This window comes from Peribacillus sp. NPDC097225, assembly GCF_044761955.1.
GTDB lineage: Bacteria > Bacillota > Bacilli > Bacillales > DSM-1321 > Peribacillus.
This window is the reverse complement of the sequence record NZ_JBIWDJ010000002.1, coordinates 573916-594743: the sequence shown is the minus strand read 5'-3', so window position 1 is coordinate 594743 and position 20828 is coordinate 573916. Positions and strand designations below refer to the sequence as shown.

Here is a 20828-nt window from a genome sequence, read left to right as displayed (position 1 = left end):
AAGAAGTTTCAAGAAGAATCAGGTGATTTTATGGTGAAGAAGAAAAAAAGGAAAAAGAAAAGTACAGAAAAATTAAAGATTACGCTTAAATATGAATTGATTGGCCTAATCATAATAAGTCTGGCCGTCATTGCCATTGCAAAACTAGGGGCAGTGGGAAATGGTACCGTCCTTTTAGTCCGTTTCTTTATGGGAGAGTGGTATATCCTCTTTTTATTAGGGGCAATAACGGCGGGCTTTTATTTGATGATTAAAAGAGAAGTTCCATATTTGCTGAAACGGCAGTTAATTGGTTTGTATTTCATTGTTGCGAGTATGCTACTGCTTAGTCATGTCACCCTCTTTAATTTATTGGCCGAAGGTGGTCCTTTCGCAAAGCCAAGTGTCATTTCGAATACTTGGGAATTGTTCTGGATGGAAGTGACCGGAAATGCTAGCACAAAGGATCTTGGCGGTGGGATGGTTGGTGCTGTTTTATTCGCTGCTTCTTATTTCTTGTTCGATGAAGCGGGTTCAAAAATCGTATCCATCGTCCTAATAATCATTGGGATTGTATTACTGACTGGGAAAACACTAGGCGATACTCTTGGTAAATTTGCCTTCGCCCTTGGTAGCTTTGTTAAAAGGCAATGGACCGCGTTTAGTGATGATATGAAAACCTGGAATAACGATAAGAAACAGAAGAAAAAAGATCCGGTCAAAAAGAAAAAACGTGAAAAAGAACCAGTGGAAGAAGAGGTTCATGCCATACAGCAGGTAGAAGAGACACAACAAGTGGCGACAGAGCGTATTATTTCAAGCTTTGCAGATAAAGCATACGGTGATGATGAAAAGGATGAACAACCGTCTGCTGAAACGCTACCTTCGGCTGAAGTTGAAGAAGAACATGACGATCCTGTTCCCGCCATCGATTTTACGGAAGTAGAAAATAAAGAATATGCTCTACCGCCACTTTCCTTGTTATCGCAACCGAAAAAAACGGATCAAAGTGGAGAGTATCAATTAATTCATGAAAATGCGGCAAAGCTTGAACGCACTTTTCAGAGCTTTGGGGTCAAAGCAAGAGTCACTCAAGTTTATTTGGGACCGGCTGTCACTAAATATGAAGTGCACCCGGATGTAGGGGTGAAAGTCAGCAAAATAGTGAGCCTTTCCGATGACCTTGCACTGGCACTTGCAGCTAAAGATATCCGGATGGAAGCACCGATTCCAGGTAAATCGGCGATTGGGATTGAGGTACCGAATTCCGAGGTGGCAATGGTTTCCCTTAGAGAAGTATTGGATGCAAAAGAAGTGGACAAGCCGGATGCCAAGCTGCAAATTGGTCTAGGCCGAAATATTTCCGGTGAAGCGGTTAAGGCCGAACTAAATAAAATGCCCCATTTACTGGTAGCGGGGGCTACAGGAAGTGGTAAATCCGTCTGTATCAACGGCATTATCACAAGTATCTTGATGCGGGCAAAACCTCATGAAGTGAAGATGATGATGATTGATCCGAAAATGGTGGAACTCAATGTCTATAACGGGATTCCACATTTACTGGCACCAGTCGTGACTAATCCGAAAAAAGCGGCCCAAGCTTTGCAAAAAGTGGTCAGTGAAATGGAACGACGCTACGAGCTCTTTTCACATACGGGTACGCGTAATATAGAAGGCTATAACGATTACGTAAACCGTTTTAACAGTGAGGAAGATTCCAAACAACCGTTGTTACCTTATATAGTAGTGATAGTCGATGAACTGGCTGATTTGATGATGGTGGCTTCAAATGACGTGGAGGATGCTATCACACGTCTTGCACAGATGGCAAGGGCAGCGGGCATCCACTTAATCATAGCCACTCAGCGACCCTCTGTAGATGTTATTACGGGTGTCATCAAGGCCAACATCCCATCCAGGATCGCTTTTAGTGTCTCCTCCTCAACGGATTCAAGAACCATACTCGATATGGGAGGTGCGGAGAAACTGCTAGGCCGTGGAGATATGCTATTTTTACCTGTTGGATCTTCAAAACCAATTCGCGTCCAAGGGGCTTTCTTATCCGATCATGAAGTTGAAGAAGTGGTCACTTTCGTCATTTCCCAACAGAAAGCTCAGTACAACGAAGAAATGATTCCGGATGAGATACCGGAGACGTCAAGCGGTGAAGTCGAAGATAGTTTATATGGGGAAGCGGTGGCTTTAATTACCGAAATGCAGACAGCTTCTGTCTCGATGCTTCAGCGCCGTTTCAGGATTGGCTATACGCGGGCTGCAAGGTTAATCGATGAAATGGAAGCAAGGGGAATCGTCGGTCCATATGAAGGAAGTAAACCACGTAATGTGTTAATTTCCAAAGATGATCATGATGAAGCACATTTATCTTAGGTATAAAAAAATACCGGGCAGCTGCCCGGTATTTTTTAATTTACTGTCGCTTCGTCTAGATGCTCTAGGCAGAAGGCAGTAATCATGGCTACTTCTTCATCTTCTAACTCGAAATCAAACAGTTGATCGCTGCCTTTTTCTAGAATGTCATATTTAACAAGTCTGCCATTCTGTTCTTCGACAACAAATAAAACCCGGATATATAAACCGTTCTCTGAAAAGAGTTCGTCCTCTTCCGGAACTTCAATATCTAAAAAGTATTCAAAGCGGTCTCCGGATAAGATTCCGAATGGGTCGGTCAATTTTTCTACGGTATATTCTGTAATGTTTAACATAATTCGATCATCCCTTCAAAGAAGATAAGTTCTATTATACAGCAAAACGGATTCTTGGAAAGAAAGCAGTGTCATTTTCGCAATAAGAATTTTACCCATGACCAATAGTTGGATTAGGGCAAATAATCGTAAGATTTGCAACGTTTTTACTACGTGGAAGAAAATAGGGGGGTATATTCTACTAAATTCTTTTCAGTTAATTAGTAAAACTCTATTTATTTATAGTTGAAAAAATGTTATATTATTTTCGATTAGTAGGAATGATTCAACATCAGATGTCTGATGTCTTAAGAAACAAGCTGGGGGAAACTGTATGTCTATTAAATCAGATAGTCGACATTTATATTTGCAGGTCATTGATTACCTGAAGCAAGATATTGAATCAGGAGTTTACAAGGAAAATGAAAAATTCCCTTCTGAATTCGATCTTGCAAAAAAGCTAGGAGTGAGTAGAGCGACGCTTCGTGAAGCACTGCGAATTTTAGAAGAAGAAAATATCATCATTCGCCGCCATGGAGTCGGAACCTTTGTCAATCCTAAGCCACGGTTCACTTCAGGTATCGAGCAACTAAAAAGTGTCACGGATATGATTGAGGAGGCAGGGATGAAGCCGGGGACGTTTTTCTTAAGTTCGACGACTCAAGAACCAACAGAAGAGGATATCCGCAGGTTTTCATGTACACCGGATGAACGCATCGTGATTATTGAACGTGTAAGAACAGCGAATGGTGAGCCTGTCATCTACTGTATCGATAAAATTCCTGAATCTATTCTCTCGGTGAATTTCGACCGTAATGATGAGTCTCTTTTTGATATATTGGAAAGGGACGCTGATAGGAAAATCACCCATGCCGTAGCTGAAATAGAGCCTATCGGATACCATGAGAAGGTTTCTCCTATCCTTAAATGTACGCCTGAAGCTGCCTTGCTCGTTCTAAAGCAGATGCATCTGGATGACTGGGACCAGCCTATCTTGTATTCTGTTAACTACTTTAAAGCCAATATGTTCAGTTTTCATGTCCTTCGGAAACGGGTGTAGGCATAGTCCCTTACATAAGGATGAATGCAAACGTTTGTTTCCACTATGGCACACCGTTAACCGTTTAGTTTTTTTGTGGACCATTGAAAACGCAAACATGAATGACTTTTCAGAACATTCCTGCTCAAACCATCAATCTTAGGAGGAAAAAAAATGAAAAAGCGCAAATTGGGTTTAGCTCTTTCGCTTGTTCTTGCTGCTGGTACATTATTGGGGGCTTGTGGTAATTCAGAGGACGATGATAAAGAATCTTCTACTGGGAAAGACAAGAAAGATAATTTCACAGTAGCGATGGTGACCGATACGGGTGGAGTTGATGATGAGTCTTTCAACCAATCCGCTTGGGTAGGAATTCAGGACTTCGGGAAAGAAAATAACTTAAAAAAAGGTAAGGATGGATACAATTACCTGCAATCGAAATCGGATGCTGACTATGCAAAGAACTTGAATACGCTTGTCCGTGAAGATTACAGTTTGATTTATGCCATTGGTTTCTTATTAGCAGAGTCAGTTGAAGAAGTAGCTGACCAACGTCCTGATTCACATTTTGCTATCGTCGATACTGTTGTGGATAAACCGAATGTTGCAAGTATTAATTTCAAAGAACAGCAAGGTTCCTTCTTGGTTGGGGTTATAGCTGGACTTCAAACGAAAACGAACAAAGTCGGTTTTATCGGCGGAGTTGAATCCGAATTAATCAAAAAATTCGAAATCGGATTCAAAGCTGGTGTATTGGCAGTAAACCCGAAAGCAAAAGTAGAAGTCAAGTATGCCGGTGATTTCAATAAGGCTGATATCGGTAAATCTACTGCTGGGTCTATGTACTCTTCAGGAGCAGATATCATTTATCATGCTGCTGGCGGTACGGGTAAAGGTGTATTCACTGAAGCAGTGGAACAAAAACAAAAAGATCCTAAGAGAGAAATTTATGTAATTGGTGTGGATAGTGATCAAGTTAAACTGGGAGATGTTCCAGGAACAGATGAAAATGTTACATTAACATCCATGATCAAACGCGTTGATATTGCGGTTAAAGACCTTTCTACAAAAGCGAAGGATGGAAAATTCCCTGGTGGAGAAACCATTGAATATGGTATCGAAGAGAATGGTGTAGGCATTTCAGAATCGAAAGACAATGTTTCTGAAGAATCTTTAAAAGCAGTAGAAGAATGGACTGCGAAAATCAAGTCAGGTGATTTAGTGGTTCCTGGCACGGATGATGAATTCAAAAAATTCCAAGAAGAATTATAATCAGAAAGATCGAGAGGGAGTAGGGAACATTTTCCTATTCCTTCTTTTCCCCAAAAACGCTGGTGGAAAAAAATGAATGAAAGACTATGAAAGATTCATAGTTTCTCATTTGGTTTTTTCTAATAAGGTAGGGATAAGCCAATCTTCTAGTTAAGTTTCATATACACTCATTTAGGGGTTGATTATACGTGGATTATGTAATTGAGATGCTGAACATCCGAAAGGAGTTTCCTGGAATCGTCGCTAATGATAATGTAACCCTTCAAGTGAAAAAAGGGGAGATTCACGCATTATTGGGTGAAAATGGTGCCGGAAAATCGACATTGATGAATGTTCTGTTTGGACTTTACCAACCAGAACAAGGGGAAATTCGAGTGAATGGAGAGCCCCATAAAATCACAAGTCCAAATATTGCAAATGATTTAGGAATCGGGATGGTGCATCAGCATTTTATGCTTGTTGATCCTTTTACTGTCACTGAAAATATCATTTTGGGAAAAGAACCTTCAAAGGCTGGGAAAATTGATTTAAAAGAGGCGAGTGAAGAAGTTCGGAAACTATCGGAACAATACCAGCTTCGTGTTGACCCTCATGCGAAAATTGCCGACATTTCGATAGGGATGCAACAACGTGTCGAAATTTTGAAAACACTCTACCGTGGGGCAGAGATTCTCATATTCGATGAACCTACGGCCGTATTGACCCCTCAAGAGATTAAAGAGCTGATAACGATTATGAAGGCGCTCGTTAGAGAAGGGAAATCTATCATTTTGATCACCCACAAACTTAAGGAAATCATGGAAGTTTGTGATCGTGTGACAGTCATCCGTAAAGGACAAGGAATTGGGACGGTTACTGTCAGTGAAACAAACCCCAATGAACTAGCTAGTTTAATGGTTGGCCGGGAAGTCCTATTTAAAACGGAAAAAACGGAAGGTACCCCAACGGATGTCGTTTTAGATGTAAAAGGACTTGAAGTGAAGGATGCCAGGGGAGTTTCAGCCGTAAGGAACCTGGATTTAACCGTCCGTGCTGGAGAAATCGTCGGTATCGCAGGAGTGGATGGCAATGGTCAATCCGAACTCATTGAGGCTTTGGCCGGTTTAAGGAAAACGACAGCTGGTAGCATTCAATTGAATGGCAAGGAAATCCGGAATCTAAAACCACGGAAAATTACGGAATCAGGGGTAGGACATATCCCGGAAGACCGTCATAAGCATGGCTTGGTCCTCGATTATAGCATTGGGGAAAACATTGTCCTGCAAACGTATTATCAACAGCCATTTTCCAAAGGTGGAATCTTGAATTCAAGAAAAATATTCGAAAAAGCCCGTTCTTTAATTAAATCTTATGATGTTCGTACACCAAGTGAGTATACACCTGCAAGGGCTCTATCGGGAGGAAACCAGCAGAAAGCAATCATCGGCCGGGAAGTTGATAGAAACCCGGATTTATTGATTGCCGCACAGCCCACTCGAGGACTCGATGTTGGAGCGATTGAATTTATTCATAGACGTTTGATTGAACAACGTGATGCGGGCAAGGCGGTACTTCTCATCTCATTCGAACTGGATGAAATCATGAATGTGAGCGATAGAATTGCTGTTATATACGAGGGAGAAATCGTGGCCATTGTCAATCCTAAAGAAACGACAGAACAGGAACTTGGGCTTCTTATGGCTGGCAGTAAACGGACGGGAGCAGGTGAGAAACAACATGACTAAAGACAAAATCATGAAGTTTGTATCTAAATATTTATCCAAATTACTAAACCCGGTGATTGCCGTCATCCTCGGTTTAATTGTAGGGGCTATCATCATGTTGGTCAGTGGATACGATCCAATTGCAGGATATGGTTCCATGCTTGGCGGCATTGTTGGGGATTCTTATTATGTGGGAGAATCAGTCAGGACGATCATCCCTTATATCCTTACCGGTTTGGCGGTCGCTTTTGCTTTTCGTACGGGTCTATTCAATATCGGTGTTGAAGGACAATTAATCGTAGGCTGGCTGGCTGCAGTATGGGTAGGAATTGCTTTTGAACTTCCTGGGGTCATTCATTTACCTTTAGCGATTTTAGCAGGGGCCGTTGCAGGAGCTCTGTGGGCCTTTATCCCGGGGTATTTAAAAGCGAAATTTCGTGTACACGAAGTAATCGTTTCTATCATGCTAAATTATACGGCCTTATATGTAACGAACTATTTAATCCGGAACGTATTGACGGACAAGCTGGATAAAACAGAGAGAATTGCTGATTCTGCTTCTCTTCGTTCACCTTTCTTTGAAAGCATGACCGATTATTCCCGGATGCACTGGGGAATTGTCGTAGCCATCATATGTGTGATCATCATGTGGTTCATTTTAGAAAAAACCAAAACCGGTTTTGAATTGAAAGCGGTTGGATTTAATCAGCATGCATCTGAGTACGCAGGGATGAGCGTCAATAAGAACATTATCCTATCCATGGTCATTTCAGGTGCATTCGCTGGTCTTGCTGGAGCGATGGAAGGATTGGGTACATTCGGATATGCTGCCGTAAAAGGCGGATTCACAGGTATGGGATTTGATGGTATCGCAGTCGCGTTACTCGGAGCGAATACGGCCATCGGTGTTGTGTTGGCAGCCTTATTATTCGGTGGACTAAAAGCCGGGGCATTGAACATGCCACTTGAAACAGGCATACCTAGTGAAATTGTAGACATTGTCATTGCATTGATCATCTTCTTCGTAGCATCCAGTTACTTTATTCGTTGGATTGCCAATCGTTTTAAGAAAGGGGTGAAATAAGTGGACTTTTATCAAGTTTTACAAATTATTGTACCATCAATGATCGCTCTAGCTGCTCCGCTTATATTCACGGCACTCGGCGGAGTATTTTCTGAACGGGCTGGCGTCATCAATATTGGGTTAGAAGGATTAATGGTCATTGGTGCTTTCACCGGGATTGTATTTAACTTAACCTTTGCCGAAACATTTGGCGCTTGGACTCCGTGGCTGGCAGTTTTAGCCGCTATGGTTGCCGGATTGTTATTTTCGGTTCTCCATGCCGTTGCGTCGATCACATTCAGGGCGGACCAAACGGTTAGTGGGGTCGCCATCAACTTATTGGCAGTCGGGCTCACGATGTTTTTAGTCAAGCTGATTTATGATAAAGGACAAACAGATCGTATTACGGAAACATTCCCGAGGATTGATGTCCCATTACTAAGCGATATCCCATTCATCGGTCCAATCCTCTTCTCGAATGGATATTATATCGTCTATATCGCTATTTTAATTTCATTTGTCGTATGGTATATCCTTTATAAAACGCCGTTCGGCTTACGAATCCGGGCTGTAGGGGAGCACCCGATGGCCGCTGATACGATGGGTGTCAACGTTACGAAAATTCGGTATGCAGGCGTTCTTCTTTCAGGTGCTTTTGGGGGAATCGGCGGAGCAATATATGCGACCATCTTTTCTAATGAATTCAACCATGCGACCATCAATGGTCAAGGGTTCATGGCTATTGCGGCCATGATATTTGGTAAGTGGCACCCAATCGGGGCTATGGGAGCCGCCTTATTCTTTGGACTGGCTCAAAGCTTGAGTATTGTGGGATCAAGCCTACCATTCTTTAAAGACATTCCATCTGTCTATCTATTAATTGCGCCTTATGTTCTAACAATTATCGCATTAACTGGATTCATCGGTCGCGCAGATGCACCTAAGGCATCTGGTCAGCCGTATATCAAAGGAAATAGATAAAAGTTTGACGGTCAGCTATTATAATGCTGACCGTTTTTTTCATGTCAGGGACAGAGTAAAGATAGTTAAGTTGGAACTTTTACAAAAAAAGTACCTCCAACTTGCATGAATTTTCCTTTGACATGTATATTTTAAGGAGATGTTTAAAAGATTACGTATCTACAAACAATAACTTAATTAAGAATGCATTCCATATCGAGGAGGATTAATCCATGTCTATTGCATCCGACACAGTTACAGAAAAAAGCGGATATAAGCTGCATATTGTCCATACGGATAAATATAAAACAAACACGCTCGTGTTGAAAATGAAAGCTCCACTGACTAAAGATTCCGTTACATACCGTGCTTTATTGCCATATGTGCTTCAAAGCAGTACAAGTAAATTCCCAACTACGCCCGAGCTTCGGTCTTATTTGGATGATCTATATGGAGCGGGCTTTTACGTCGATGTGGCAAAAAAAGGGGAATATCAAGTCGTGAGCTTTACCATTGATATCGTCAACGAAAAGTTCTTAAGCGACCCGACCCCCCTTCTGGAAAAAGCTTTTGCGTTGCTTTCTGAAGTGATCTTTCATCCCAAAACAAATGGAGAGGCTTTTGATGCCAAGACTGTTACCAATGAAATCAGGTCATTAAGGCAACGTATTCAGTCAATCTATGATGATAAAATGAGATACTCCGCTACTCGTCTTGTCGAGGAAATGTGTAAAAATGAGCCATATGCTTTGGAGGCCAGTGGCAATTTAGAAGACCTGGAGACCATTACTCCACAATCACTTTATGCTTTTTATGAAAAAATGCTGGCTCAGGATGATATCGATCTGTATGTCATTGGTGATATTGATGAGTCAGAAGTGGAGAAGCTGGCTGACCGATATATTTCCCTTCCGGAACGGGTTCCGGCCCGACTTCAAAGAAATATAGGGGGAAAAGTTGAGAAAGAACAAGAAATCATTGAGAATGCTGATGTGAAACAAGGGAAGTTGAATATGGGGTATCGGACGCATATTTCATATGGAGATCCCGACTATTATGCCCTCCAGCTGTTTAATGGGATTTTTGGCGGTTTTTCACATTCAAAACTTTTCATCAATGTCAGGGAAAAAGCAAGCCTGGCTTATTATGCTGCCTCAAGACTTGAAAGTCATAAGGGACTTCTAATGGTGATGGCTGGCATCGAAAATGCTAACTATAAGCAGGCGATAGATATCATTCATGAACAAATGAAGGAAATGAAGCAAGGGAATTTTTCGGAAGAAGAATTGGAGCAAACGAAAGCTGTCATTAAAAATCAACTTCTAGAAACCATTGATGTATCAAGGGGATTAGTCGAAATCCTCTATCATAATGTTCTATCGGGGAAAGATATCTCACTTGATGAATGGTTTGAAAAAACGGAACAGACAACCAAGGAAGATATTATCAAAGTTGGCCAAAAGATTGAGCTAGATACAATTTACTTCCTATCTGGAACGGAGGTGCAAGAATAATGGAAAAAATTGAATTCGCCCAATTAAAAGAAGAGCTCTATCATGAAAAAATGGAGAATGGATTAGAGGTATATATTCTTCCAAAAAAAGAGTTTAACAAATCATTCGCCACGTTTACGACAAAGTACGGTTCAGTTGACAGCCATTTCAAACCATTGAACCAAGAAGGATTTACAAAAGTACCGGATGGAATTGCCCATTTCTTAGAGCATAAATTATTTGAAAAAGAAGACGGAGACGTGTTTCAACAATTCTCTAAGCAGGGTGCGTCCGCCAATGCCTTCACATCGTTTACAAGGACGGCTTATCTTTTTTCGAGCACATCGGATTTTGAAAGGAACTTAACCACATTAATAGACTTCGTCCAAGAACCTTATTTCTCCGAGAAGACCGTCGAGAAGGAAAAAGGCATTATAGGACAAGAAATTAATATGTATGATGACAACCCTGATTGGCGTTTATATTTTGGTACGATTGCGAACATGTACCATCACCATCCTGTGAAGATCGACATCGCAGGCACAGTCGAATCAATCGCAGATATTACGAAAGACATGCTTTATGATTGTTACAATACGTTCTATCATCCAAGCAACATGCTATTATTCGTTGTAGGACCAGTGGATGTGGAGAAAACGATGAAGCAGATACGGGATAATCAAAACGGTAAAGACTACCGGGAACAACCGGAAATCGAACGGAGATTCGAAAAGGAGCCCGATACAGTAGCTAAGGATAAGGATATTTTAAAAATGAATGTTCAAACACCGAAAGTGATGATTGGAATCAAGGCCACCGATGTTTTTCAAACAGGCGAACAACTTTTGAAGCGGGAACTGGCAACGAATATATACTTAGAAATGCTGTTCGGGAAAAGTTCATCCCTTCATGAAGGCCTGTATGAGGAGGGATTGATTGATCAAAGCTTCTCGTATGATTATACCCAGGAACAAGGGTTTGGTTTCGCTTTAATTGGTGGAGACACGGCCAATCCTGAAAAATTAACAAAGTCTTTGTTGGAAATCCTGGAGAATTCTAAAAAAGGTACTGGTTTAAGTGAAGAAAGTTTGCAAAGAACAATTAAGAAAAAAATTGGTTCTTTCCTTCGCTCACTGAATTCACCCGAATATATTGCCAACCAATTTACGCGGTATGCATTCAATGAGATGAAATTATTCGATGTGGTAGCAGTTTTGGAAAAACTTAAAATGGAAGACATCGAACAGATTGCCAAGGATCTAATCTCCGTTGAGCGGATGACGGTCTGTGAGGTACTTCCTAAATAACATATAGAGGGGGCATGAAAGTGGAAAAGCGTTTTGCCCTTATAACGGGAGCTAGCGGAGGAATCGGCAGGGAAATTGCTTTAAAACTTGCGGAAGAAAATTATTCACTTTATTTACATTACAATAGCAATGAGGAAGCCATTCATGATCTAATTGAACAACTTCGTCCATTTCAGGTCGAACTCATCCCGATTCAGGCAGATTTGTCTACCGGGGATGGTTACAAAAAATTGGTGGAAAATATATTTGCTCTTCATGCCATCGTCCTTAATAGCGGGAATAGTTATTATGGACTCATATCAGACATGACTGAGCAGATTGTCAATGAAATGGTTCAGCTACATGTGACCAGCCCTTTTCAATTAACCAAGGAATTGTTGCCTAAATTAATGTATCAAGAAAAGGCGACCATCGTCGCAGTTACATCCATCTGGGGTCAGACGGGTGCTTCATGTGAAGTGCTTTATTCGATGGTCAAGGGAGGGCAAAATGCCTTTATCAAGGCATTAAGCAAAGAAGTATCATTAAATGGACTTCGTGTAAACGCCGTCGCCCCTGGCGCGATTTCAACTTCCATGCTGGAATCTTTTAGTGCGGAGGATTTGGAAATCATTAAAGGCGACATCCCAATGGGCAGGATGGGGAGTGCCAAGGAAGTGGCGGAAGCCGTTTCCTATTTACTTTCAGATAAGGCTTCTTATATAACCGGGCAAATCCTTGGTGTAAATGGCGGTTGGTATACTTGAATAAAATTTTTTAAGATGCATAATTTCATCGTTTCCTTCACAAAATATACTTGTACTATTTTGAAGGAAAGGGTGACCACACATGTCTGTATTAGACAATTGGGATCAATGGAAAAATTTCTTGGGAGATCGTCTTAATGAGGGTGAACGCCAAGGGTTGAATGATGAGACAGTAAATAGCTTGGCTTTCGAAATCGGTGATTACTTAGCTAAGCAGGTTGAGCCCCAAAACGACCAAGAAAAAGTGCTAGCTGATCTTTGGTCCGTTGCGAGCGATGAGGAAAAACAAGCAATGGCAAATGTAATGGTCAAGTTAGTCGAGAACAACGGAACAAAGTAAATATGTGAAGATAAAGGCCCCGTTACCCTTGTAATGGGGCCTTTATCTTGGTTATATAAAATATTCCGCTATCCTTCAATGAAAATGGAGATTTTTTATAGGGTTTTTCCTTTTAACTTATCAAGAAATACTATATTATAGAATCTAGACAGTAATAATTTAAAAGTAAAGAAGATGAAATAGTATGACGGATAAGTAATACTCGATGGTTGGATAAAAGCTTCTAGGCTTAAGGAGTGTTATCGTGGAGAAAAAAGAATGGTATTTTGAATATGAAATTCAAGTTAACCGTCCAGGTTTATTAGGGGACATATCATCTTTGCTGGGTATGCTATCCATTAATATCATCACTATTAACGGTGTCGACCAAGGCAGGCGAGGTTTGCTTTTAAGGGCAAACGACAGCCGAAATATAGAGAGATTTGAGTCCATTCTCCATACGATGGATACGATAAAGGTCATTAAACTTAGAGAACCCAAATTACGCGATCGGCTTGCGGTCAGGCATGGCCGTTATATACAACGTGATGCCGATGAAAAAAACACATTCAGATTTGTTCGTGATGAATTGGGCTTACTGGTGGACTTTATGGCCGAACTATTCAAACAAGAAGGTCACAAGTTAATCGGTATTCGAGGAATGCCCCGAGTCGGAAAGACCGAATCGATAGTTGCATCAAGCGTTTGTGCGAATAAAAGATGGTTGTTTGTGTCATCTACCCTTCTAAAGCAGACGATTCGCAGTCAACTTATCGAGGATGAGTACAATAATGATAATTTGTTTATTCTAGACGGAATTGTATCAACCCGTCGCGCCAATGAGAGACATTGGCAGCTTATCCGTGAAATAATGAGGCTTGATGCTGTCAAAGTCATTGAACATCCAGATGTGTTTGTTCAAAATACGGAGTATACGCTCGAAGACTTTGATTATATTATTGAACTAAGAAACAATCCAGAAGAAGAAATTACATATGAAGTTGTGGACCAAAAAGATCAGTTTTCTGGTTCGGAATTTGGATCCTTTGACTTTTAAAATGGCAGGTGTTTTATTTGACTGAATTAGGTAATCGATTAAAAGAAACTAGGGAAGCCAAAGGGCTTACCCTTGATAATTTACAGGAACTGACAAAGATTCAAAAGCGGTATCTTGTAGGGATTGAAGAGGGAAATTATAGTATGATGCCTGGAAAGTTTTATGTGCGGGCATTCATCAAGCAATATTGTGAAGCTGTAGGTCTGGACCCTGATGAAATATTCGAGGAGTTCAAGAGCGACGTGCCATCTGTCTATAGCGAGGAACTGCCTGAACAGCTTTCAAGGGTTCAAACCCGTAAGACGATTCCGGCAAAAGACTCCAAATTTGTAGAGATGTTGCCTAAAATCCTAGGTGTGATCGTGGTAATTGGTGTCGCTATATTGATTTGGGTGTTGGTTTCCAATAGTATGAGTAAGTCCAATGACAATGATAAAAAGAGCGATAAACCGAATGAAGTGGTTGGATATAACGAAAGTAATGAGTTTAACGAAAAAGAAGAAAAAGTAGATAAAGACCAGAAAAAAGAAACAGATACAGCTGATAAAAAGGATAAAGACAATGCTGTAGAAGAAGAAAAAGAAGAAGAAAAGATTGAGCAGGATTTGACTGTTGTCAGTTCTAGCGGTAAAAATAGTACGTATGAGTTAAAAGGTTCGGATACTTTCAAATTGAAAGTTTCCTCTAAAGGTTCGCCATGGGTAGGTATTACAAATGGTGAAGGGAAATTACTTTTCCAAGGGACAATCAAGGAAAATGAAAGTGAGGAAATAGATTTTACTGAAGAAAAAGAAGCTGTCATTAATATTGGTAGAGCAAACGAAACGGAAATTTTTGTCAATGATGAAAAGCTTGAGTATACTATTTCACCCAATGATATGACTACGCAATTGGTTACGATACAATTTACGAAAGCGGAATAGTCATCTCTTAGATGACTATTTTTCTCTTTTCTATATGGAAAATGTCCATGTTAAACCGGCATACATCAATGATTTTGAGGTAAATTATACATAGGTAAACCTGGCCATTGGCCACATTACAATGATGGAAAGCGCATTGCCTAAAAGCAAGCGTATATTTTGGAGGTTAAAAGTTTGAATCTGCCTAATAAGATTACAGTAGCAAGAATCTGTCTAATTCCAGTTTTTTTAATCATCATGCTCGTACCTTTTTCTTGGGGAACACTTACTTGGGGAGAGTATACATTGCCGGTGGCGCATCTAGCGGGGGCTATACTTTTCATCATAGCTTCTACTACGGATTGGATTGATGGTCATTTTGCAAGAAAATATAATTTGGTTACTGATTTAGGGAAGTTTTTAGACCCGTTGGCCGATAAATTACTTGTTTCGGCAGCATTGATTGTTTTAGTTGACTTAAATTTAATGTATGGCCAGTCCTGGATTGCCATCGTCATTATCAGTCGGGAATTTGCCGTTACTGGTTTACGCCTGGTTTTAGCCGGTACGGGTGAAGTGGTCGCGGCCAACCAATTGGGTAAAATTAAAACATGGGCACAAATTGTCTCAATATCTGCTTTATTGCTTCATAACCTGCCCTTTGCTTTTATTTCGCTTCCATTTGCCAATATCGCTCTATGGATTGCGTTAATCTTTACAATATGGTCTGGGGCCGATTATTTTGTGAAAAACAAGCAAGCTTTCATTAATTCTAAGTAACGAAGGGGTCGTTGATATGGATGCAGAAATCATTGCAGTAGGCTCTGAACTTCTATTGGGGCAAATTAACAATACAAACGGAAGGTTTTTATCGCAACAGTTTGCTGAAATGGGTGTTAATGTTTTTTACCATACTGTCGTCGGAGATAATGACCGTCGTCTGCAACAAGCCATAGAGATTGCTGAGTCACGGGCTAACTTAATTGTCTTTACTGGTGGCCTTGGTCCAACGAAGGATGATTTAACGAAGGAGACAATTTCTCGCCACATTGGGAAAAAGCTCGTCTTTGATGAGGATGCACTACAATCCATAGAAGCGTACTTTCAAAAGCGCGGTCGTCCAATGACAGAAAATAATAAGAAGCAGGCTCTTGTTTTGGAAGGCTGTGATGTATTGCCAAACGACCATGGCATGGCACCCGGAATGGTCTTGGCTAAATCGGGAATCACATATATGCTGCTTCCTGGTCCACCAAGCGAAATGGAACCAATGTTCTTAAACTACGGATATGAAGCAATCATGAAAAGGCTTGAAAAGCATGAACGAATTGATTCGAAGGTTCTTCGTTTCTACGGAATAGGGGAAGCGGAGCTGGAAACGGTGATAGAAGATCTTCTCGTAGACCAAACCAATCCAACCATTGCCCCACTTGCAGCTGAAGGGGAAGTGACTTTAAGGATTACAGCAAAAGAATCGTCTAAAGAAAAGTGTGAAGAGCTTATTTTGGGAGCGGAGAAGGAAATCCTTAGTCGGGTCGGTCAATATTATTATGGAAGTGATAAAACATCGCTGATAAAAGAACTGGTTAAAGAATTAACGGTCCGTAAGCTAACGATCGCGGCGGCGGAAAGTTTGACCGGTGGAATGTTTCAAGAACAGTTAACGACCATACCAGGTGCTGGAAAAGTGTTCAAAGGCGGTATTGTCAGCTATACAAACGATGCAAAGGCGGATGTGCTAGGCGTAAGCGAAGGAACCATTTCAACTCATGGCGTCGTGAGCGGAGAGTGTGCCATGGAAATGGCCTCTAAGGTACGGGAGAAGCTTGATGCGGATGTAGGTATCAGTTTTACTGGAGTAGCAGGACCTGATGAACAAGAAGGGAAACCAGTGGGTACTGTATTCATTGGTATTTCCTTACGGGATGGAGACACCCGCTTTGAAGAGTTGAATTTATCTGGAAGCAGGGCGCAAAACCGAGTAAGAAGTGTAAAATATGGTTGCCATTATTTATTACGGGGTTTATAAGCGACATAAAAGCAGAGCTTAAAAGGCTCTGTTTTTTTATGTTTTAGAAGTTTTCGTTTTATCGAATAAGGGAAAAGAAGAAAACAGTTTATTCAATAAAAAGGCATTTTATTAGCGGATATCTAAAAGAAAAAGGTAAAATCACGTAGACAAAATACTTTTTCATGAAGATTTAACCAAAAGAAAAAAACGAATGAATGTTCGACTTTTTGCTTGGCAAAATAGCAAAAAGAGTATATAGTTAAGATAGGTTTTGAGACAAGATATTGACCTTGTCCTCAAAGAATGGCTAACGTAAGAACATCTTTAATCGGACTGCCGATTATTTGAATATAGAGGAGGAACTTAAGTGAGTAGTGATCGTCAAGCGGCTTTAGATATGGCGTTAAAACAAATTGAGAAACAATTTGGTAAAGGTTCTGTAATGAAACTTGGAGAACAGTCCGATCGAAGAATCTCAACGATTTCGAGTGGGTCTCTAGCGTTGGATGTAGCATTGGGAGTAGGTGGCTATCCGAGAGGCCGTGTCATTGAGATATACGGACCGGAGAGTTCAGGTAAAACGACTGTTGCCTTGCATGCAATAGCAGAGGTACAAAAGACTGGCGGAACAGCTGCATTTATTGATGCTGAGCATGCCTTGGATCCAGCATATTCTGAAAAACTTGGCGTGAATATTGATGAATTGTTGCTTTCACAGCCTGATACTGGTGAACAAGCCCTTGAGATTGCGGAAGCGTTAGTGAGAAGTGGTGCGGTGGATATCATTGTTATCGACTCCGTAGCAGCACTTGTTCCTAAAGCGGAAATCGAAGGAGAAATGGGAGATTCCCATATGGGTCTTCAAGCCCGTATGATGTCACAGGCCCTTAGAAAACTTTCTGGTGCTATCAATAAATCAAATACCATTGCGATTTTCATTAACCAGATTCGTGAAAAGATCGGGATTATGTTTGGGAATCCAGAAACGACTCCTGGTGGTCGTGCCTTGAAGTTCTATTCGACTGTTCGTCTTGAAGTGCGTCGTGCTGAACAATTAAAACAAGGTAATGAAATCGTTGGTAATAAAACAAAGATTAAAGTCGTTAAAAATAAAGTAGCTCCACCTTTCCGTCAAGCGGAAGTCGATATCATGTATGGTCAGGGAATCTCACAGGAAGGCGAAATCATTGATATGGGTGCAGACCTGGATATCGTCCTAAAAAGTGGTTCGTGGTATTCATACAATGATGAGCGTGTGGGACAAGGTAGGGAAAATGCGAAATTGTTCTTGAAAGAAAATCAGGACATCGCTAAGGAAATCTCACAAAAAATCAGGGACCATTATAATCTAGATGGAGAGTTTGAGCTCCCGAAAGAGGCTGAAGAGGAGCATCTTGAACTACTTGATTGATGGTAGGAAAGGACCTAAGCTAATTATGCTTAGGCCTTTTCTATATTCCTTAAGATCTTTGAAATGGAAAAATTGCAAAAATTAAAGCGGTTTTGCAGTCCTCAATTATGTTAAACTGATACATAATTGCTATGCATAGTAATAAAACGAGAATAAACCTTGATACATAAGGGACAAAGGCTTGACAATAAAAATTCTCAACTATACAATTAATATGTATATTTTACAATTTTTCAAACTAAAATTTTGAAAATTAAGAGCTGTATATTGAATTTATTGTGCAATGTACTTGCCGACAGTTCAACATTTTATGTAAAAGTTCATAGCAAGGGGAGGTGAAACGATGGAACCCATGACAATCATCTTCACTTTGCTTGGCCTAATCGTCGGTGCAGTTGTTGGTTATTTTATTCACAAATCAAAATTTGAGAGTAAAATAGCAGGGGCAAAGGGCTCTGCTGAACATATCCTTGAGGATGCAAAACGTGAAGCGGAAGCGCTTAAAAAAGAAGCCTTGTTGGAAGCAAAAGATGAAATTCACAAGGTTCGTTCTGAGTCCGATCGGGAATCCCGTGAAAGAAGGAACGAATTACAAAAACAAGAAAATCGATTATTGCAAAGAGAAGAGAATCTTGATCGGAAGGATGAAACGTTGGATAAACGTGAAAGCCTTTTAGAGAGAAAAGAGGAGTCTCTTAACCAAAGACAACAGCATATTGAAGAGATGGAAAGCAAAGTGGACGAGACGGTACGCAAGCAACAAACGGAGCTTGAACGTGTCTCAGGTTTGACTCGTGAAGAAGCTAAATCGATCATTATAGATCGAACAGAAAATGAGCTTGCTCATGATGTAGCAGTTATGATTAAAGAAAGTGATACCCGCGCCAAAGAAGAAGCTGATAAAAAGGCGAAAGAAGTCTTATCTCTAGCCATTCAGCGTTGTGCGGCTGATCATGTTGCAGAAACCACCGTTTCTGTAGTGAATCTTCCAAATGATGAGATGAAGGGACGGATAATCGGACGTGAGGGCCGAAATATCCGAACACTTGAAACGCTAACGGGTATTGATCTTATCATTGATGATACTCCTGAGGCAGTCATCCTATCTGGATTTGATCCAATTCGACGGGAAACAGCACGTTTGGCTCTTGAAAAACTAGTTCAGGACGGACGGATTCATCCGGCTCGTATTGAAGAAATGGTTGATAAGGCAAGACGTGAGGTAGATGAACATATTCGTGAAATTGGTGAACAAACAACTTTTGAAGTGGGTGTTCACGGGCTTCATCCAGATCTTATCAAGATTCTTGGTCGTTTGAAGTTCCGTACAAGCTATGGTCAAAACGTACTGAAACATTCTATTGAAGTGGCCCAACTTTCAGGATTATTGGCAGCTGAGCTTGGTGAGGACGAAGTACTTGCCCGCCGTGCCGGTTTATTACATGATATCGGGAAAGCAATTGACCACGAAGTGGAAGGTAGTCACGTTGAAATCGGCGTTGAATTAGCGACTAAGTATAAGGAACATCCAACTGTCATCAACAGCATCGCTTCACATCATGGTGACACAGAACCAACATCCATTATTTCGGTGCTTGTAGCGGCCGCTGATGCCTTATCAGCTGCAAGACCAGGTGCACGGAGTGAAACACTGGAAAATTATATTAGAAGACTTGAAAAACTTGAAGAGATATCCGAATCCTATGATGGAGTGGAAAAATCCTTCGCGATTCAAGCCGGACGTGAAGTGCGGATTCTAGTGAAACCAGAACAAATTGATGATCTTTCGGCTCATAAACTTGCTCGTGATATCCGGAAACGGATTGAAGAAGAGCTTGATTACCCAGGTCATATAAAAGTAACAGTAATCCGTGAAACAAGAGCGGTAGAATATGCCAAATGATTTGGCTTGGAAAACGAAGTGGTGAAAACCACTTCGTTTTCATTTTTTGTATGAACTTATTTGAGGATGTCTGTGCATTCAACAGTTATACCAAACAAGTGAAATGTATATAGGAAAGGGTTTTAGTATGAGATTGTTATTTATAGGAGATGTAGTGGGGGCACCGGGCCGTGGTATGGTTAAAGAATACCTCCCAAGACTTAAAGAAAAATATCAGCCGCACATCACGGTAATAAATGGTGAAAATGCTGCAGGAGGCCGAGGAATTACAGAAAAGATTTACCGCAGTTTTCTGGAGTGGGGCGCGCAGGCCGTAACAATGGGAAATCATACGTGGGATAATCGAGATATTTTTTCGTTTATTGATGAAGCGGAATATCTTGTTCGTCCAGCCAACTTTCCCATGGGTGCCCCGGGTGAGGGTCTGAAGTATATAGCGCTAGATCAACAGGAAGTCGCTATCATCAATCTACAGGCCCGGACATTCATGCCAGCATTGGATTGTCCTTTCCGAAAAGCGGAAGAGCTCGTTCTGGAAGCCCAAAAAAGGACACCTATCATTTTTGTCGACTTCCATGGTGAAGCTACAAGTGAAAAACAGGCGATGGGCTGGTACCTTGATGGGAAGGTGACTGCGGTGGTAGGCACACATACACATGTCCAAACAGCTGATAACCGGGTTTTACCACAAGGTACAGCTTATGTATCGGACGTAGGGATGACAGGGCCTTATGACGGCATTCTGGGAATGGATAGAGAGGCTGTTATCCATAAGTTCTTGACGAGCCTCCCTGTGCGATTTGAAGTACCTAAAGCTGGCCGTTCTTTATTAAGTGCTGTATTAATAGATATTGATGAAAAGTCAGGCAAGGCGGTAAACATTGAGCGAATACTGATAAACGAAGATAACCCGTTTTATAACTAACTTAAATGGACATCAGTCGTGGCTGATTGTCCATTT

Annotated in this window: 18 protein-coding genes; 17 read left to right on the top strand and 1 reads right to left on the bottom strand. The window is 41.0% G+C overall.

The window, feature by feature from the left end:
• Positions 1–33: 33 nt before the first annotated feature.
• A complete protein-coding gene (locus tag ACIQXH_RS08745) occupies positions 34–2367 on the top strand; it encodes a DNA translocase FtsK (RefSeq protein WP_483878326.1) in 2334 nt (777 codons plus the stop codon).
• A 35-nt stretch (positions 2368–2402) separates the two neighbouring features.
• On the opposite strand, the gene ACIQXH_RS08740 is transcribed toward ACIQXH_RS08745, so the two are convergent.
• Complete coding sequence (locus ACIQXH_RS08740) at positions 2403–2702, bottom strand: DUF6509 family protein (protein ID WP_402868433.1); 300 nt, start codon at positions 2700–2702, stop codon at positions 2403–2405.
• A gap of 313 nt (positions 2703–3015) precedes the next feature.
• On the opposite strand from ACIQXH_RS08740, the gene ACIQXH_RS08735 reads away from it, so the two are divergent.
• The 16 genes from ACIQXH_RS08735 (at position 3016) to ACIQXH_RS08660 (ending at position 20792) form a co-directional block, all read left to right on the top strand.
• Positions 3016–3741: a GntR family transcriptional regulator gene (locus ACIQXH_RS08735; RefSeq protein WP_402868435.1), complete on the top strand. Its 726-nt coding sequence runs from the start codon at positions 3016–3018 to the stop codon at positions 3739–3741.
• A gap of 153 nt (positions 3742–3894) precedes the next feature.
• Positions 3895–4992, top strand: coding sequence for a BMP family lipoprotein (locus tag ACIQXH_RS08730; protein ID WP_402868437.1), 1098 nt, complete (start codon positions 3895–3897; stop codon positions 4990–4992).
• 188 nt (positions 4993–5180) lie between these two features.
• Entirely contained in the window at positions 5181–6716 is a 1536-nt protein-coding gene (locus ACIQXH_RS08725) for an ABC transporter ATP-binding protein (protein WP_402868439.1), read from the top strand.
• Positions 6709–7779, top strand: coding sequence for an ABC transporter permease (locus tag ACIQXH_RS08720; protein ID WP_402868441.1), 1071 nt, complete (start codon positions 6709–6711; stop codon positions 7777–7779). The genes ACIQXH_RS08725 and ACIQXH_RS08720 overlap by 8 nt, the downstream gene beginning before the upstream one ends.
• The gene (locus ACIQXH_RS08715; RefSeq protein WP_402868443.1) at positions 7780–8739 is read left to right on the top strand and encodes an ABC transporter permease; all 960 of its coding nucleotides are present in this window, start codon (positions 7780–7782) and stop codon (positions 8737–8739) included.
• A 212-nt stretch (positions 8740–8951) separates the two neighbouring features.
• Positions 8952–10232: an EF-P 5-aminopentanol modification-associated protein YfmF gene (gene yfmF, locus ACIQXH_RS08710; protein WP_402868445.1), complete on the top strand. Its 1281-nt coding sequence runs from the start codon at positions 8952–8954 to the stop codon at positions 10230–10232.
• Complete coding sequence (gene yfmH, locus ACIQXH_RS08705) at positions 10232–11518, top strand: EF-P 5-aminopentanol modification-associated protein YfmH (protein ID WP_402956349.1); 1287 nt, start codon at positions 10232–10234, stop codon at positions 11516–11518. The genes yfmF and yfmH overlap by 1 nt, the downstream gene beginning before the upstream one ends.
• Before the next feature lie 20 nt (positions 11519–11538).
• Entirely contained in the window at positions 11539–12264 is a 726-nt protein-coding gene (gene ymfI / locus ACIQXH_RS08700; protein WP_403080009.1) for an elongation factor P 5-aminopentanone reductase, read from the top strand.
• An 82-nt stretch (positions 12265–12346) separates the two neighbouring features.
• A complete protein-coding gene (locus ACIQXH_RS08695; RefSeq protein ID WP_402868451.1) occupies positions 12347–12604 on the top strand; it encodes a DUF3243 domain-containing protein in 258 nt (85 codons plus the stop codon).
• A gap of 244 nt (positions 12605–12848) precedes the next feature.
• Entirely contained in the window at positions 12849–13640 is a 792-nt protein-coding gene (locus ACIQXH_RS08690) for a DUF3388 domain-containing protein (RefSeq protein ID WP_402868453.1), read from the top strand.
• An 8-nt stretch (positions 13641–13648) separates the two neighbouring features.
• Positions 13649–14563 (top strand): helix-turn-helix domain-containing protein, encoded by a 915-nt coding sequence (locus tag ACIQXH_RS08685; protein WP_403123134.1) that lies wholly within the window; start codon positions 13649–13651, stop codon positions 14561–14563.
• Between the two features lie 174 nt (positions 14564–14737).
• The gene (gene pgsA / locus ACIQXH_RS08680; RefSeq protein ID WP_402956357.1) at positions 14738–15322 is read left to right on the top strand and encodes a CDP-diacylglycerol--glycerol-3-phosphate 3-phosphatidyltransferase; all 585 of its coding nucleotides are present in this window, start codon (positions 14738–14740) and stop codon (positions 15320–15322) included.
• A gap of 16 nt (positions 15323–15338) precedes the next feature.
• The gene (locus ACIQXH_RS08675) at positions 15339–16571 is read left to right on the top strand and encodes a competence/damage-inducible protein A (protein ID WP_402956359.1); all 1233 of its coding nucleotides are present in this window, start codon (positions 15339–15341) and stop codon (positions 16569–16571) included.
• A 349-nt stretch (positions 16572–16920) separates the two neighbouring features.
• Positions 16921–17964 carry a recombinase RecA gene (gene recA, locus ACIQXH_RS08670; RefSeq protein ID WP_402868461.1) on the top strand — a complete coding sequence of 348 codons (1044 nt, stop codon included), beginning with the start codon at positions 16921–16923 and terminating at the stop codon, positions 17962–17964.
• A 343-nt stretch (positions 17965–18307) separates the two neighbouring features.
• Positions 18308–19867, top strand: coding sequence for a ribonuclease Y (rny, locus tag ACIQXH_RS08665; protein WP_402868463.1), 1560 nt, complete (start codon positions 18308–18310; stop codon positions 19865–19867).
• A 127-nt stretch (positions 19868–19994) separates the two neighbouring features.
• Positions 19995–20792 (top strand): TIGR00282 family metallophosphoesterase, encoded by a 798-nt coding sequence (locus ACIQXH_RS08660; protein WP_402956361.1) that lies wholly within the window; start codon positions 19995–19997, stop codon positions 20790–20792.
• Positions 20793–20828: the final 36 nt, after the last annotated feature.

Coding starts and splice junctions, on each gene's coding strand:
- ACIQXH_RS08740 (WP_402868433.1), bottom strand. CDS start 2,702: ATGTTAAACATTACAGAATATACCGTAGAAAAATTGACCGACCCATTC.
- ACIQXH_RS08735 (WP_402868435.1), top strand. CDS start 3,016: ATGTCTATTAAATCAGATAGTCGACATTTATATTTGCAGGTCATTGAT.
- ACIQXH_RS08730 (WP_402868437.1), top strand. CDS start 3,895: ATGAAAAAGCGCAAATTGGGTTTAGCTCTTTCGCTTGTTCTTGCTGCT.
- ACIQXH_RS08720 (WP_402868441.1), top strand. CDS start 6,709: ATGACTAAAGACAAAATCATGAAGTTTGTATCTAAATATTTATCCAAA.
- yfmF (WP_402868445.1), top strand. CDS start 8,952: ATGTCTATTGCATCCGACACAGTTACAGAAAAAAGCGGATATAAGCTG.
- yfmH (WP_402956349.1), top strand. CDS start 10,232: ATGGAAAAAATTGAATTCGCCCAATTAAAAGAAGAGCTCTATCATGAA.
- ACIQXH_RS08695 (WP_402868451.1), top strand. CDS start 12,347: ATGTCTGTATTAGACAATTGGGATCAATGGAAAAATTTCTTGGGAGAT.
- ACIQXH_RS08675 (WP_402956359.1), top strand. CDS start 15,339: ATGGATGCAGAAATCATTGCAGTAGGCTCTGAACTTCTATTGGGGCAA.
- rny (WP_402868463.1), top strand. CDS start 18,308: ATGGAACCCATGACAATCATCTTCACTTTGCTTGGCCTAATCGTCGGT.
- ACIQXH_RS08660 (WP_402956361.1), top strand. CDS start 19,995: ATGAGATTGTTATTTATAGGAGATGTAGTGGGGGCACCGGGCCGTGGT.